Source organism: Mycobacterium sp. 050128 (genome assembly GCF_036409155.1).
Taxonomy (GTDB): Bacteria; Actinomycetota; Actinomycetes; order Mycobacteriales; family Mycobacteriaceae; genus Mycobacterium.
The window spans coordinates 1,868,990-1,886,092 of record NZ_JAZGLW010000001.1; the positions used below are offsets into that span (position 1 = coordinate 1,868,990).

Consider the following 17,103-nt stretch of genomic DNA (forward strand, 5'->3'; position numbering starts at 1 on the left):
TCAGCGCTGCGTCACCCTGGTGTGCAGATAGAGCCCGAGTTGTTCGCCGTACGTGCTCAGCGCATCGGCGGTCAGCATCTCAAGATGTGTGCTGTCGACCGAGTAGATGGCGATTTCTCCGGCGACATAGGGTCGCCAAAGCCGCTGCTGGGACCGCGCGGCTCGCCCGGTTCGCAGGCCGCGCCACCGTGACCTTGCCTGCCCGTCGTCGGTTCTGGCCCGGGCGGCGCAGAAGATGACCATGTCGCCGTCGAACACACCGGGCACGTGCTCCAGTAGGTGTCGCTGGTTGGTCTGGACGCTGTGCACCATGAACTCCAGCAGCTGCTGGGGCGGCAGTGGGATCTCAGCCCCGTGCTGATGGACCAATTCCTCGGCCTGCCGGTAGCCCAGCGGCCCGGACTGCACGGGAACGTCGATCCGATTGGTCCGCAAGATGTGTTCCAGGATTTGGCTTTCATCCAGCGTCTGATTCTTTGCGATGGCCCGGTTGGCGGTGAGTCTCGCGACGAGCTTGTTGGCGCTGAACACCGGGTCGATCAGCACCAGGCTCTCGACGACGCGTCCGCGTCGCTGCAGTTCGATCGCGAGTTCGTGGGCGACGACGCCGCCGAACGACCAGCCGAGAAGCTTGTAGGGCCCGTCGGGGTAGCGGGCTTGGATTCGGTCGGCGTAGTTTGCCGCAATGCCGCGAATCGAAGCCGGCTCGGCTTCGCCGTCGTCCGAGATCTGGTTGATCCCGACGATTGGGCAATCCACGTACTCGCCCAGCGCGCGATACGCCCAACTCAGTCCGAGGCCGTCGTGAATGCAGCACAGCGGTGCGCCGCTGCCCTCCTGGAAGACCTCGACTCCGACCACCTCCGCGGCGCTGTCCTGCGCGCCGAGCTGCTCACTGAGATTTCGCACCGACGGGGCGTAGAACATGGTGCGCACCGGAAGGTGAACGTCGAGGGCGGCGTTGATCGCGGCGATCACCCGCATCGCGGATAGCGAATCGCCCCCGAGGTCGAAGAACGAGTCGTCGACTCCGACCCGCTCGATCCCCAGGACCTGCGCGTAGATCCCCGCGATGACCTGCTCCGTCTCGGTTTGCGGGGCCTGGAATGGCGTGGCGGCGAACACCGGCGCCGGAAGCGCCTTGCTGTCGATCTTGCCCGACGAGGTCAACGGGAACTCGTCGAGCACCACGATCTGCGCCGGCACCATGTACTCGGGCAACCGCGCGCTCAACCGCTGGCGCACCGCGCTGATCTCCATGTTGGTGTTCGGGTTGTTGGCGTGCGCGCTGCGCTGGTGGGCCCCGGCGCGGGGCAGGTAGAGGTCGGTCAGCCCGGAGCCGGCGGGGACGAGGAAGACGGCGTCAATGGTGCCCGGCTCGCCGCCCCAGGTGACCGCGACGTGGTAGCCGGCGTTTTCGCCGAGGCGGTGCAGCTGTTCGGGAGTGACGCTGTCGGGGGCAGGCGTGGGCGGGGTGAGCGCATCGGACAACGGGAGCCCGTCGGCCAGCGCGCGTTCGATGCGTACGTCGCCGGCCAGTCCCGCCCGCGGGATCCCGGTGACGCGCACCGCGGCGGGCCGTTGCGAGGCCAGCCGGGTATGCAGGCCGAGCAGGCCCACGCATTCGGTCCACGTCCAGGTGGGCACGGTGGCCATGGAAAGTACCGGTCCGGGGGTCTTGCGGATGACGACGTCGTAGCGGTACCGGTTGAGTTCGTTGTCGGCCATCCCGCGCTTGACTTGGATGTCGAGTCCGGCAGCGCACGGGTGGTCGGCGGCCCAGGTGGTGAAAAAGTCTGGGGCCAAGAGTAATTCAGGTTCACTGACCACGGCGCGGTGGACCCGCTGGCGGATCTCGGCGACGTCGGCGGTGGTGGTGCGGGCGAGGGCGACCCCGGTTTGGAAGGCGTCTTGCAGGGCGTGGTTACGGATGTCGCCGAGGAAGAGTGCGCCGCCCGGCGCGAGCAGCTCCATGGCGTTGTCGATCAGGTCGGCCAAATATGCCGCGTTCGGGAAGTATTGGACGACCGAGTTGACGACGATCGTGTCGAAGTAGCCGGGGGGCAATCCCTCGGTGACGTGGGCGGGCCGGGCCAGCAGCTGAACCCGATCACGCCACGGGATCTGCAGCCGCTCCAGCGAACGGGTGAGGTTCTCGATGGCCACCGCCGACATATCGGTCGCGACATAGCGCTCACAGTGCGGGGCGATCTGCGACAGCAGCAACCCGGAACCGGCGCCGATCTCCAGTACCCGGCGCGGCCGCAGGCCCATGATCCGGTGCACGGTGGCCGCACGCCACTCGTGCATCTCCTCGAGTGGAATCGGTTCACCGGTGTAGCTGCTGTTCCAGCCGCGGAAATCCATGCCGAATTGCGGCACCGCGTCTTGGCCTTCGTAAAGGTCGTCGTACACGTCTTGCCACTGGCCGACGATTTCGGCGTCGTGGTCGGCGCTGCTGGTGCGCCGCAGAGTGAGGTAAGCGACGAGGTTTTCACCGGCGTTGCCGTGGTGCACCGTGGTGACGGCCTGGGTGACCTGCGGGCAGTCCAGCAAGGCATTCTCGATCTCGCCGAGTTCGATGCGATAGCCGCGGATCTTGACCTGCTCGTCGGCGCGCCCGACATACCGCAACTGCCCGTCGGCGCTCCAGGACACCAGGTCGCCGGTGCGATACATCCGTGTTCCCGGCCCACCGAAGGGGCACGCCAGGAACCGCGACGCCGTCAAGTCCGGCCGGCGCACATATCCGTCGGCCAGCCCGGCACCGGCCACGTACAACTCACCGACCACGCCGACCGGAACCTGGCGTAACCAGTTGTCCAGCGCGAAAAACGCCAGATGCGCCAACGGCCCGCCGATGGGGCTGGCCGGGCTGTCGACGTCGCCGTCGACGAGCTCCCGGAACGAGGCGTGCACCGTCGTCTCGGTGATTCCGTACATATTGATCAGTCGTGGCGAGCGCGGATGCTTCTGCAACCACGTCCGAAGACGTTGTGGCTCAAGGGCTTCACCGCCGAACACCACGGTCTGAAGCTCCAGCTGTTTGGCGAGGTCGGGGGAGAGCGTATCGGCGGTTTGCAGCGCATAGAACGCCGTCGGGGTTCGGCTCAGCACGCCGACACGTTCGGCGACCAGCAGCGCGTGAAAGTCCTCCGGCGAGCGGGCCACCGATTCGGGCACCACCACCAGCCGGCCGCCATAGAGCAGCGCCCCCCAGATCTCCCACACCGAGAAGTCGAAAGCCAGCGAATGACATTGTGTCCAAGCCTGTTTCATCTCCAGCTCCCCCTCCAGCGAGGACAGCAGCCGGGTCACGTTGCGGTGCGGGACGGCGACACCCTTGGGAGTGCCGGTGGTGCCCGACGTGTAGATGATGTAGGCGATGTCATCGGGGTCCGGCGTCGGCAGTGGGGTAGCGGGGTAGCCGGAGATGCGGGGATCGTCGACCGAAACGACCGCCAGGTCGTGCCCGTCCAGGCGGCCGGAGAGCGCGGCGGTGGTGATCGCGGCGACCGGCTTGGCGTCGGCGACCATGAATCCGATCCGGGCGTCGGGGTGAGCCGGATCGATCGCCAGGTAAGCCGCCCCGGTTTTCAGCACCGCCAGGATCGCGATGATCGCCTCGGCGGACCGGGTAAACAGCAGCGCCACAGTCTGTCCCGGGGCTGCCCCGTGCGCGGTTAGCAGATGCGCCAACCGGTTCGCGTCCTCCTCGAGCTCCCGATAGGTCATCGACAGGCCGGCGAAGGTGACGGCCAGCGCGCCGGGCGTGCGCGCGACTTGCTCGGCCCAGCGCAGCGGAATCGACGCGGCTGCCGAGGCGGGCTGGCTCAGCACCGCCCGGTTGCCCCAATGGTCAAGGCGGGCATACTCTTCGGGCTCAAGGAGATCCGCCGATGACAACCGCTGGGTCGGGTCGGTGGTGATGGCCACCAACACCCGTTGCAGTCGCTCGATCAGCGAGCTGATGGTGGCCGCGTCGAACACGTCGGTGCGATACTCGACCGTCCCGCCGATCCCGGCCGGGTCGCCGGCGTCGTCCCAGTGTTCGGCGAGGTGGAACACCAAATCCATTCGGGCGGTTTGGGTGTCCATCGGCAGCTGGGCGACCTGCAGATCGTCGAGGGCCAATCCGGTGGGGGAGTCGACCTGGTGTCCCGGGGCGCTCTGCCAGGCCAGCATCACCTGGATCAGCGGGTGATGAGTCAGGGAGCGGGTGGGATTGATGCGCTCGACGAGGACCTCGAAGGGTACGTCTTGGTGCTCGTAGGCGGAAAGGCTGCGTCGACGTACCTGTGCCAGCAGCTCGGCATAGGTCGGGTCCCCGGTCACCTCGACGCGCAACACCAGGGTGTTGACGAAGAAGCCGACCAGTTCGTCGAGCGCGGGGTCACGTCGCCCGGCGATCGGAAAGCCTACCGCCACATCGGAACTGGCACTGACCGCCGACAGCAGCACCGCCAGGGCGGCCTGGATCACCATGAAGCTGGTCGCGTTGTGCTCGCGGGCGATCTGGCGGATACGGTGTTGCAGCTCGGCCGGCCACTCCAACGCCACGTGGGAGCCGCGGTAGTCGGCGACCAGCGGGTAGGGCCGATCGGTGGGCAGCTGCAACCGCTCGGGCATGCCGGCCAGCGCCTGTTCCCAGTGGGCCAGCTGGGCGGCGATCGGGCTGTCGGCGTCGGCCAGATCACCGAATTGCTCGCGCTGCCAAAGTGTGTAGTCGACGTACTGCACCGACAACGGCGCTCGCTGCGGGTTCCGGTGCTGGCGTCGCGCCCGATAGGCTTCGCCGATGTCCCTTACCATCGGCGCCAGCGACCATCCGTCAAAGGCGATGTGGTGCACCACAATCCCGACGTAGTATTCCTCGGCTGTCACCGAATAGATCTGCGCACGAATCGGGATCTCGGCCGACAAATCGAACCGGTACTTCGCCAGTGCCACCATTTCGGAGACCATGTGGTGTCGCGCCAGCGGTACCACCGCGTCGCGGCCGCGCCGCCACATTCCCGCGGTGGCCGGTAGTACCTCCTGGTATGGCACGCCGTCGATTTCGACGAAGATGGTGCGCAGCGATTCATGGCGCGCGATCACGTCGTCGAGGGCCGCATCCAGGGCCTCGATGTCCAGTGGCCCGCTGATCCGGAACGCGGTCGGCATGTTGTAGGTCGCGACCCCGCCCTCGAACTGGTAGAGGAACCACAACCGGGATTGCGCGAATGACAGCGGAACCAGAGCCGGCCGCTGGCCTGCGATGAGCGGCTTACGCCGGCCGGTTTGGTCGGTGCCGATGCGGGGCGCCAACCGGGCGATGGTGGGTGCATCGAACAGGGTGTGGACTTCGAGGCCGGCGTCGAGAGCGGAGTTGATGGCGGTGATCAGGCGCATCGCCGAGAGGGAGTCGCCACCGAGGTCGAAGAAGGAGTCGTCGGTGCCGACGCGCTCGAGTCCCAGGACTTGGGCGTAGATGCCGGTCAGGATTTCCTCGACGGCGTTGGTGGGGGCGCGGTAGCTGCCGGGGTCGTGGTAGTCCGGCGCCGGTAGGGCGCGGATATCGAGTTTGCCGTTTGTGGTCAACGGCAATGTCTCGACTGTCACGATGGCGGTGGGGATCATGTAGGCAGGCAGCTTGTCGGCCAACGCATTTCGCAGCACGGCGGGGTCGGCGGTTCCGGTGACATACCCGACCACGCGGGTGGCACCGGGCGCGTCCTCGCGGGTGATCGCGGCGGCTTGTTCGACGCCGTCCAAACTGGCCAGCGCAGTTTGGATTTCACCGAGCTCGATACGGTAGCCGCGGATCTTGACCTGCTCGTCGGCGCGCCCGACGTAGTCCAGCTGTCCGTCGGGATGCCAACGGACCAGGTCGCCGGTGCGATACATCCGTGCCCCGCGTTCGCCGAAGGGGCAGGCCACAAATCGGGATGCCGTCAATCCCGGCCGGTGCAGGTATCCGCATGCCACGCCGTCGCCGGCGACATACAACTCGCCGACCACGCCGATGGGGACCGGGCGTAGCCAGTCGTCAAGCACGAACAGCGCCGCGGTCGAAACCGGTCCGCCGATGGGCGCCGCCCCCGAACCCGCCGTCAGCGGCGCACTCATCGAGGCGTAGACGGTGACTTCGGTGGGGCCGTAGGCGTTGATCACCACGCGGCCGTCCGCCCATTGGTCCACGACGTCGGCGGGGCAGGCTTCCCCGCCCAACAGTACCGCCACCGAACCCAATCGGCCTGGCGTCAATGCCGCTGCGGCTGAGGGGGTTTGGGTGAGCACCGTGACATGTTCGTTGACGAGTAGGTCGTGGAAGTCCTCGGGTGAGGCGGCCACCGCCTCCGGCACCACGACGAGTCGTCCGCCGCCGAGCAGGGCGGCCCAGATCTCCCACACCGAGAAGTCGAAACCATAGGAGTGACATTGCGTCCACACCTGTGCCAGCGGCAGGTGTGCGGGCGTCGAGCTGGCCAGGTGGGCCAGGTTGCGATGACTGACCGCAACACCTTTGGGAACGCCGGTGGTGCCGGACGTGTAAATCAGGTACGCGATATCGTCGGGCGAGGGTGTCGCCGGCGCGGTGGCGGGCTGGGTGTGCACGACGGGGTCGTTGACGTCGACGACCGATACGTCGTAGCCGTCCAGTCGCGGGCGCAGATCGTCGGTGGTGAGCGCGGCGACCGGGGCGGCGTCGGCGAGCATGAACCCGATCCGCGCGTCAGGGAGGGCCGGGTCGATCGCCAGATAGGCCGCTCCGGTCTTGAGCACCGCGAGCATCGCGACAATGGCTTCGGGTGAGCGGGTAAACAGCAGTGCCACAGACTGTCCCGGGCCGGCGCCGTGGCCGGCCACCAGGTGGGCTAGCCGGTTAGCGGCCTCATCGAGCTCCCGATAGCTGTGTGAGCGTCCCTGGAAGCTCACCGCCACCGCGTCCGGGTCGCGTTGCACGTTCTCGGCGAACAACTCGGGAATCGACGCCGGCGCGGCCGCGCGTCGGGCCAACATCGCCCGGTTGCCGACCTCGTCCATCAGGGCCTGCTCGTCGAAGTCCAAAAGCTGAACCGACGACAACCTGCGGGTGGGTTCGGTGGTCATGGCCAGGAGTACGTCGTGCAGTTGCAGGATGAGGGTGCCGATGCTGTCCGCGGGGAAGACGTCGGTGTTGTACTCGACGCGCAGCCCGAGTTCCTTGCCGGGCATGGCTTGCAGCGTCAGGGGGTAGTGGTTGTATTCGCGCGCGGTCATCTCGGTGATGGCCAGCCCGTCGACACCGGCAAGGGTGGCCGCATCGACGGGGTAGTTCTCGAACACGAACAGGGTGTCGAAGAGTTGGTCGTGACCCGTGACGCGGTGGATCTCAGACAACGCCAGGTGCTGGTGCTCGAGGGTGTCGTTGTTGGCGCGATGCAGTTGGTTGAGAAGATCGGCGGTGGTGGTCAGCGGCGTGCAGTTGGCCCGCACCGGGACCGTGTTGATCAGCAGGCCCACCATCGAGTCCGCGCCGGGGAGCTCGGTGGGACGGCCGGAGACCGCGGTGCCGAACGCGACGTCGTGCTGGCCGGTCAGCCACATCAGCAGCTGTGCCCAGCCGACCTGCAACACCGTATTGAGCGTGGTGTGATGTGCGCGAGCCAGGTCACTCAGCGACTGGGTCATCTGCTCGCCGACCCGAGATGTTTGTACCGCTCTGCGCCCCGGCCCGATTCGCGCCGGTGGTCCCACCAGGGTGGGAATCTCAAAGTCCGCGAACGCCTCTCGCCAGGCCGCCTGCGCGGCACCGACGTCTCGCTCGGTCAGCCAGGTGACGAACCGGCGGTAGGGCGTGGGTGCGGGGAGCCGATGCCCGAAATAGCTGGCGAAGATCTCCTGCGCGAGGATCGGTAGCGACCAGCCATCGAGCACGATGTGGTGGTTGGTGAGCACCAGTCGATGGCGATCCTTGGCGGTGTGGATCAATGCCACCCGGAATGCCGGCGGCTCAGTCAGATTGCAGACCGCGCTACGTTCGGCCGCAGACACTCGCTCGACGGACTGCGCATCGTCGCCGAGTTCGATGTATTGCCACGCCGGCACCGGATCGGCCGGGATGACCTGGACCGGTTCGTCGAACTGGCGGCAGAAGCGGGCGGCCAGGTTTGGGTGCCGGCCGACCACGGTGTGTACGGCGCGGCTCAGCCGGTCGGGGTCCAGCGGCCCGGTGATGGTGATGGCCAGCTGCATTGCGTAGACATCGTCGGCGTTGCCGTGAATTGTGTTGGCGTGGAACAGCAGTCCTTGCTGCAGCGGGGTGAGCGGCAGGATATCTGCGGTGCGGTCCTGCTGGCACAACTCGTCGATCTGCTGCTGATTCAATCGCGCCGGGACGATATCGGACGGCGTCAGTCCGCCTCCGCCGCGTTGGACGTGAGCGCAGATTCCCGCCAGGGCGTCGAACCACAGCTGGCTGAGCCGCCTGATCTGCGACTCATCGATTGCCGAGGGCGCCCAGGTCCAAGTGGCGTGCAGCTGTGGTCCGGCGTCGGTGTCCAGCGTGCTGGCGTTGAGTTCGACGGTGTGCCCCAACGGCATTGGAATCGCGGAGGACGCCGCGGCCATTGCGAGTCCGTCTTGGCTGATCTGCCACAAGTCGTCGGAGAGCTCGGTCGCGCCGCCGAGTCGCCCAAGATAGTTGAACCCGATCGCCGGGTCGGCCCCGGTCAGGTCTACCTCGGGATTGAGATAGCGCAGCAGCCCGTAGGTGAGCCCGTCGGGCAGCGCGCGTAGCTGTTCTTTGGCGTCCTTGATCAGCGCACCCAGCGGTGGGTCGCCGGCGCGCACCTGCGCCCAGTTGAGGCTGCCAACGCTCAGTGCCACCGGGTATTTGGTGGTGAACCAGCCCACGATGCGCGACAGGTCCACATCATCGGCCAGTTCCTCGTGGCGGCCGTGGCCTTCGACGTCGATGCCGATCGGCGAGCCGGTGTTCAGGAACTCCGCCCAGGCCATTGCGAACGCGATCAACAGAACGTCTTGCACGCCGGCGTGAAACGCCGCGGGCGCCTCCCCCAGCAGCATCCGGGTGGTATCGGTGTCCAGCTCCACCCCCATCTGGCCGGCACTGGCATACGTGTCGAGCCCGGGGTCGGGCGTGGGAATTGCGGCCGGGGTTGCCAGCGCACGTGCCCAGGCGTCGGCTTGCTCGACGACCTCCGTGGTACGGGCGTATTCGGCCAACAGCGACGACCACCGGGCGAACGACGTTCCGCCCGCGGGTAGTGTGATCGGTTGCCCGTTGTGCCGCTGACCCCAAGCGATATTGATGTCCTCCAACAGGATTCGCCACGACACCGCGTCGACGGCAAGGTGGTGAATGATCAGCATCAGCTGACCGGTGGAGGTCGCCCACACCGCGCTCAGCATGGTCCCGGTGGCCGGGTTCAACCGCGCTCGTGCGTCGGCCAGCGCCGTTTCGGACAGTTCGCCGACGGTGTCCAGGCACGCGCGGGCATTCACCGATCCGACCTCGGGTACTTCCAGGGACCCGTTGCTATCGACGCGCAACCGCAACATGGCGTGCCGATCGAGCAACGCCTGTAGCACCACCACCACGTCGTCCTCGGTCACCGCGGCGGGTGCCTGCACCACCAATGCCTGATTGAAATCCTCGACCGGACCGTCGATGTTCAGCAGCCAGCGCATGATCGGGGTGGCCACCGCGGGCCCGGTGCCGTCATCGGCGATGGCATTTTCGCCGGCCACACTGGCAACCTGGGCCAGCCGTGCGACCGTCTGCTCGACGAAAATGTCACGCGGACGGCACAGCACACCGGCTGCCCGGGCCTGTGCAACCACCTGCATCGACAAGATGCTGTCGCCGCCCAGATCGAAGAAGGAGTCGTCGACGCCGACCCGCTCGACGCCGAGGACTTGGGCGTAGATGGCGGCCAGGATCTCCTCGGTCGCGCTGCCAGGGGCGCGGTAGCGATCGACATCGCGGTACTCCGGCGCGGGCAGGGCGCGGGTGTCGAGTTTCCCGTTGACCGTCAGCGGCAGGGCGTCGATCAGCACCAGTGCCGACGGGACCATGTACGGCGGCAGCCGATCGGCCAGCGCCGCGCGTATCCGAGCCGGGTCGGCGGTGCCGGTGACGTAGCCGACCAGGCGGGCAGTGCCGGGTCGGTCTTCGCGGATGACCACGACCGCCTGCTCCACGCCCTCCAAACTGGCCAGCGCTGAACGGATTTCGCCGAGTTCGATCCGGTAGCCGCGGATCTTGACCTGCTCGTCGGCCCGCCCGAGGTAGTCCAGCTGTCCGTCGGCCCGCCAGCGCACCAGGTCTCCGGTGCGATACAGCCGCGATCCCGGTCCACCGAACGGGCAGGCAATGAACCGTGATGCCGTCAGCCCGGCTCGTCCGAGATATCCGCACGCCACGCCGTCACCGCCGATGTACAACTCGCCGACCACGCCAATGGGCACCGGGCGCAACCAACCGTCGAGGACAAACAGCGCCGCCGTGGACACCGGCGCACCGATTGGCACCACCGCCGTATCCGGCGTCAACGGCGCGCTCATCGACGCGTACACGGTGGCCTCGCTGGGGCCGTACGCGTTGATCACCACGCGGCCGGGCGCCCATTGCCGCACCACCTCGGCCGGGCACGGCTCCCCGCCGAGCAACAGCGCCGTCGACTCCAACTGATGTGACGCCAATGCCGCTACCGCAGAGGGAGTTTGGGTCAGAACATTGACTCGCTCGGTGACGAGCAGGGCGTGGAAGTCGTCCGGTGAGGTCGTCACCGCCTCGGGCACCACCACCAGCCGGGCTCCGCCGAGCAGGGCCGCCCAGATCTCCCACACCGAGAAGTCGAACGCATACGAGTGGCACTGCGTCCACACCTGGTCGCGCGGCAGCTCTCGCGGCGTCGACTCCGCCAAGTGCGCGAGGTTGCGGTGCGTGACCGCCACCCCCTTGGGAGTACCGGTGGTACCCGAGGTGTAGACGAGATACGCGATCTCGTCGGCCGACGGCGCCGGTAGCGCGGTGCCGGGCTGAATGCCCACGGCGGGGTCGTCGATGCTGATCACTGCGAGGTCGTGACCGTCCAACCGGTGCAGCAGTTGCCGGGTGGTGATCACGGCCGACGGCGCGGAATCGCTGAGCATGAAGCTGATTCGAGCGTCGGGCAGCGCCGGGTCGATCGCCAGGTAAGCAGCACCCGTCTTCAGCACCGATAGCATCGCGACGATCGCCTCGGCCGACCGCTCCAGCACGAGCGCCACACACTGTCCGGCCCGCACACCGTTTGCAGTCAGCAAGTGCGCCAACCGGTTCGAGTCCTCGTCGAGACCGCGGTACGTCAACGAGTCGCCGTCGAAGGTGATTGCCACCGCTTCGGGTGCGCGGGCCACGTGTGCGGCGAACAGTGCCGGGATGGACTTCGCGGCCGCGGTAGGCCGGGTCAATGCCGCGCGGTTGCCGATCTCGTCGAGGCGGGCGCGCTCGCCAACGTCCAGCAACCGGATCGAGGAGAACCGCCGGGTTGGGTCGGCGGTGACGGCTTCCAGCACCCGCTCGAATCGCCGGATCAAGGTGTGGATACTGTCGGCGTCGAATACGTCGGTGCGATACTCCACCGTTCCGCGGATACCGGCCGGCTCACCGGCGCGGGTCCAACGTTCAACTAGCGAGAACGCCAAATCCATTCGCGCGGTGTGGGTGTCGATCGGCAGCGGGGTGGCCCGGACATCACCCAACGCCAGCGCGGCGGCGGGATCGTCACCGTACAGGTTCTGCCAGCCCAGCATCACCTGGACCAGCGGGTGATGCGTGAGGCTGCGGGTGGGGTTGAGGCGTTCGACGAGAACTTCGAAGGGTACGTCTTGGTGTTCGTAGGCGGTCAGGCTGCGCAGGCGTACCTGGGCCAGCAGCTCGGCGATGGTGGGATCGCCGTCGACCTCGACGCGCAGCACTAGGGTGTTGACGAAGAACCCTACCAGCTCGTCGAGCGCCGCCTCCCGGCGTCCGGCAATCGGGAAGCCCACGGCCACATCGGAACTCGAGCTGACGGAGGCCAATAGTACGGCGAGGGCGGCTTGCACCACCATGAAGCTGGTCGCGTTGTGCTCGCGCGCCAGCGTGCGCACCTGCTGCTGCAATTCGGCCGGCCACTCGACGTCCATGGTCGCGCCGCGCTGGTCGGCCACCGCCGGGTAGGGCCGATCGGTGGGAAGCGTCAAGCGTTCGGGTATTCCGGCGAGGGCGCCTTCCCAGTAGGACAGCTGGGTCGCGATGGGGCTGGCGGGGTCGTCCAGACGACCGAACTGCGCGTGCTGCCACAGCGTGTAATCGGCGTATTGCACCGGCAATTGCATCCAGGCCGGCTCTTGTCCGGCACACCGCGCGGCGTACGCCGCGCCCAGATCACGTACCAGTGGGGCGACTGAAGAGCCGTCGGCAGCGATGTGGTGCACAACGCCGACGAGTACGTGCTCGTCGGTGGCGAGGTGGAAAAGAGTTGCCCGTAACGGGATCTCGTTCGTCAAGTCGAATGTATAGCCCGCCGCGGCCTCGAACGCCGCCTCCCGTTTCGTCGTGGTCCAGTCACGGGCATCGACTACCTGCCAGGCGAACTCGGCGCGCTCCGCGGGCACCACCACCTGCTGGGGGACGCCGTCCGGCGCCACAAACAGCGTCCGCAAGCTCTCGTGCCGGGTCACCACATCGCCGAGCGCGGCTCCCAGCGCGTCGACATCAAGGCCACCGGACAGCCGCAATGCGACCGCCATGTTGTAGACCGGGGACGGCCCCTGCAGCTGATCCAGGAACCACAAGCGGGATTGGGCAAAGGACAACGGCACCAACGCGGGTCGCCGCCCCGCCGCCAATGGCTCCAGCCATCCTCGGCCGGTTCCGATGCGCGGTGCCAGCCGGGAGATCGTCGGGGCGTCGAACAGGGTGTGCACCTGTAGGCCCGCGTCAAGGCCGGAGTTGATCGTGGTGATCAGGCGCATCGCCGACAGCGAATCGCCGCCGAGGTCGAAGAAGGAATCGTCGACACCGACCTGTTCGACGCCGAGGACTTGCGCATAGATGCCGGCCAGGATCTCCTCGATCGCGGTGGATGGGGCGCGGTAATCGCCACCGATGCCTTGATATTCGGGTGCGGGCAGGGCGCGGATGTCGAGCTTGCCATTGGGTGTCAGCGGCAGTGTCTGCAGCGCGACCAACGCGGACGGCACCATGTAAGACGGCAGCCGCTCGACCAGTGCGCTGCGCAGCGCGGCCGTGTCCGCGGATCCGGTGACGTAGCCGACGAGCCGTTTGGCGCCGAGGCGGTCCTCGCGGGTGATCACTACGGCCTGTTCGACGCCGTCGAGACTGACCAGGGCCGTTTGGATTTCGCCGAGTTCGATGCGGTAGCCGCGGATCTTGACCTGATCGTCAGCACGGCCCAGGTAGTCGAGTTGGCCATCGGCGCGCCAGCGCACCAAGTCTCCGGTGCGATACATCCGATTGCCCGGTTGTCCGTAAGGGCAGGCGACAAATCGGGATGCGGTCAATTCGGTGCGGCCGAGATATCCACATGCCACGCCCGCACCGGCCACATACAATTCGCCGACCACACCGGGCGATACCGGGCGCAACCAGCCGTCGAGGACGAAGAGGGCCGCGGTCGATACCGGCGCTCCGATCGGCACGACGGCGGTGCCCGGTGTCAGCGGGGCGCTCATCGAGGCGTACACGGTGGCTTCGGTGGGACCGTAGGCATTGATCACCACGCGGCCGGGCGCCCACTGATCCACCACCTCGGTGGGGCATGCTTCCCCACCCAGCAGCACCGCGACCGAATCCAGCCCTTGCGGAGTCAATGCCGCTGCGGCCGAAGGGGTTTGGGTGAGCACGTTGACGTGCTCGCGCACCAGTAGCGCGTGGAAGTCCGGTGGCGAGCTGGTCACCGCCTCGGGTACCACCACCAGGCGTGCACCGCCGAGCAGGGCGGCCCAAATCTCCCATACCGAGAAGTCGAAGCCGTAGGAGTGACACTGCGTCCACACCTGTGGCACGGGCAGCGCAGCGGGTGTCGACTCGCCCAGGTGGGCCAGGTTGCGATGAGTGACCGCAACACCTTTCGGGACGCCGGTGGTGCCGGAGGTGTAGATCAGATAAGCGACATCCTCCGGCGACGGTGTCGCTTCTGGTGGACTGGTGGGTTGGAGATCGACGGCGGGGTCGTCGACGTCGATGATCGGTAGGTCGTGCCCGCGCAGCCGCGGCCGCAGGGCCGCGGTGGTGAGCGCGGCGACGGGCGCGGCATCGGTGAGCATGAACCCGATGCGGCTGTCGGGATGTGCGGGGTCGATCGCCAGGTATGCCGCTCCGGTCTTGAGCACCGCCAGCATCGCGACGACCGCCTCGGCAGAGCGTGAAAAGAGCAGTGCCACCGAATGTCCCGGGCGGGCACCTTGGTCGGCCAGCAGATGTGCCATCCGGTTGGCGGACTCGTCCAGTTCGCGGTAGCTGATCGACCGGCCCTCGAAGCTGATCGCGACCGCATCGGGGGTGCGCGCGGCTTGCGCGGCGAACAGCTGCGGAATCGACTTGGCCGCGGCAACGGGTCGCGTCAGCATCTCCCGGTTGCCGAACTCGTCGAGTCGGGCGTGCTCGTCGTCATCGAGCAGCTGGATCGAGGACAGTCGTTGTTCCGCGTCGGCGGTCATTGCCGTCAGTACCCGGTGCAGCCGTCCGATCAGCGCCTCAATGGTTTTCGCGTCGAACAGCTCGGTGTCGTATTCCACGCGCAAACCGAGTTCGTCGGCGGGCATCGCCTGCAGGGTCAGCGGGTAGTGGTTGAATTCGCGGGCGGTCATCGCGGTGATGGCCAACCCGTTGCCGAGCGCGGTGGACGTGTCGATGGGGTAGTTCTCGTAGACGAACAGGGTGTCGAAGAGTTGGTCTTGGCCTGCGGCGCGGTGGATCTCGGACAGCGCCAGGTGCTGGTGGTCGAAGGTGTGGTTGTTGGCGCGGTGCAGCTGGTCCAGTAAATCGGCCGTCGTGGTGGCCGCGGTGCTGGTGGCCCGCACCGGCACGGTGTTGATCAGCAGACCGACCATCGAATCGGACCCGGCCAGCTCGGGCGGTCGGCCCGAGACAGCGGTGCCGAAGACGACATCGCGCTGGCCGGTCAGCCACATCAGCAGCTGCGCCCAGCCCGCCTGCAGCACGGTGTTGACGGTGGTGTGATGCGCGCGGGCGAGCGCGCCCAGTGCGTGGGTGGTCTGCTCCGACAAGGCCGACCCGGCGACACCGCGGCGCCCGGGCCGCACGCGACCCGGCGGCCCCACCAGCGTGGGGGAGTCGAAGCCGGCCAACGCTTCTCGCCAGGCCTGCTCCGCGGCGTCGACGTCTCGTTCGGCCAACCAGGCGACGAACCGCCGATACGACCCGGCCGCGGGTAAACGCTGCCCGTGGTAGCTGGCGAAGATCTCCTGCGCCAGGATCGGCAATGACCAGCCATCCAACACGATGTGGTGATTCGTCAGCACACAGCGGTGCACGTCGTCGCCGGTGCGGATCAACGCAACCCGGAATGCCGGCGATTCGGTCAGATCGCAGACCGCGGTGCGTTCGGCGGCGCAGACCTGCTGGATTCGCTCCTCGGAGCTCAGGACGTAATACCGCCAGGGCACAACGGGATTGACGAGCATGACCTGCACGGGCTCGTCGAACTGCCGACAGAATCGGGCGGCCAGGTTGGGGTGACGGTCGACGACCGTACGCACGGCCTCGTGTAGTCGGTCGGCATCGAGCGGGCCCGTGATAGTGAGGTCCAGCTGCATCGCGTACAGGTCGTCGGCGTTGCCGTTCGCGGCGCTGGCGTGGAAGAGCAGCCCCTGCTGCAGCGGGGTGAGCGGCAAGATATCGGCGACGTGGTCATCCCGGCACAGCTCGTCAATCTGCTGCTGGGTCAGGCGGGCCGGGAGGATGTCCGACGGTGTCAGCCCGCCTGCGCCTCGGCGAACGTGTGCGCAGATCCCCGTCAGCGCTTCGAACCACAACTCGCTGAGGCGGTCGACCTGCTCGCCATCGAGCACCGACGGCGCCCATGTCCACGTCGCCTGCAGGCGTGGACCGGTGTCGGTGTCGATGGTGACCGCGTTGAGTTCCACGGTGTGGCCCAACGGCATTGGGATTGCCGAGACCGTGGTCGCCGCCGCCCCGCCGTCCTGGCTGATCAGCCACAGATCGTCGGACAGCTCGGCGGCACCACCGCCGAGTCGTCCAAGGTAGTTGAACCCGATCGCCGGGTCGGCTCCGGTCAGCTCGGCGTCCGGATTGAGATAACGCAGCAGCCCATAGCTGAGTGGATCGGGCAGCGCCCGCAGCTGTTCCTTGACTTGCTTGACCGCCGCACCCAGCGTGGACTCATCGGCGAGTAGCTGCGCCCAATCTAGCTCGCCGATGCTCAGCGCCACCGGGTATTTCGTGGTGAACCATCCCACCGTGCGTGACAAGTCGACATTGGTGGCCAATTCGTCGTGGCGGCCGTGGCCTTCGACATCGATACCGATGGCCGCGCCGGTGTCCAAGAACTCCGCCCAGGCCAAGCCGAACGCGATCAGCAGAATGTCTTGTACGCCGGCGTGAAATGCTGCGGGCACCTCACCCAGCAGCATGCGGGTCGTCTCGGTATCGAGTTCGGCCGACAACTGTCCCGCGCTGGCGTAGGTGTCCAGTTCGGGCCGGGGTGCGGGCAATGCGTTCGGTACCGCCGCGACCTGCCGCCACGCGTCCGCGTGCGCAAGCACCGCCGCGGAGCGGGCGTGCTCATCGAGCAGCGCAGCCCACCGGGCGAACGAGGTCCCCGGCGCCGGCAGTGCTATCGGCTGCCCGCTTCGGTGCTGAGCCCACGCGATGTTGAGGTCTTCCAGCAGGATCCGCCACGACACCCCGTCGACGGTCAGATGATGAGCGATCAGTACCAACTGCGACGTCGAGGTAATCCACAGCGCGCTCACCATCGTCCCGGTGCCCGGATTCAACCGCTCCCGCGCCCGCGCTAGCGCCTCATCGGACAGCACTTCCACGGATTGCAGGCAGCTCCGCGCGTCGACCGACCCGGC

At 67.3% G+C, this 17,103-nt stretch carries 1 protein-coding gene (running past one end of the window); it reads right to left on the bottom strand.

Going from position 1 to position 17,103, the window contains the following annotated elements; translation table 11 throughout:
* Positions 1–17,103, bottom strand: partial view of a non-ribosomal peptide synthase/polyketide synthase gene (locus SKC41_RS09080; RefSeq protein ID WP_330977323.1) — the 3' portion only. Its footprint extends 14,052 nt past the window's final position; the window shows 17,103 of its 31,155 coding nt (coding positions 14,053–31,155); its start codon lies beyond the right edge, outside the window; its stop codon occupies positions 1–3.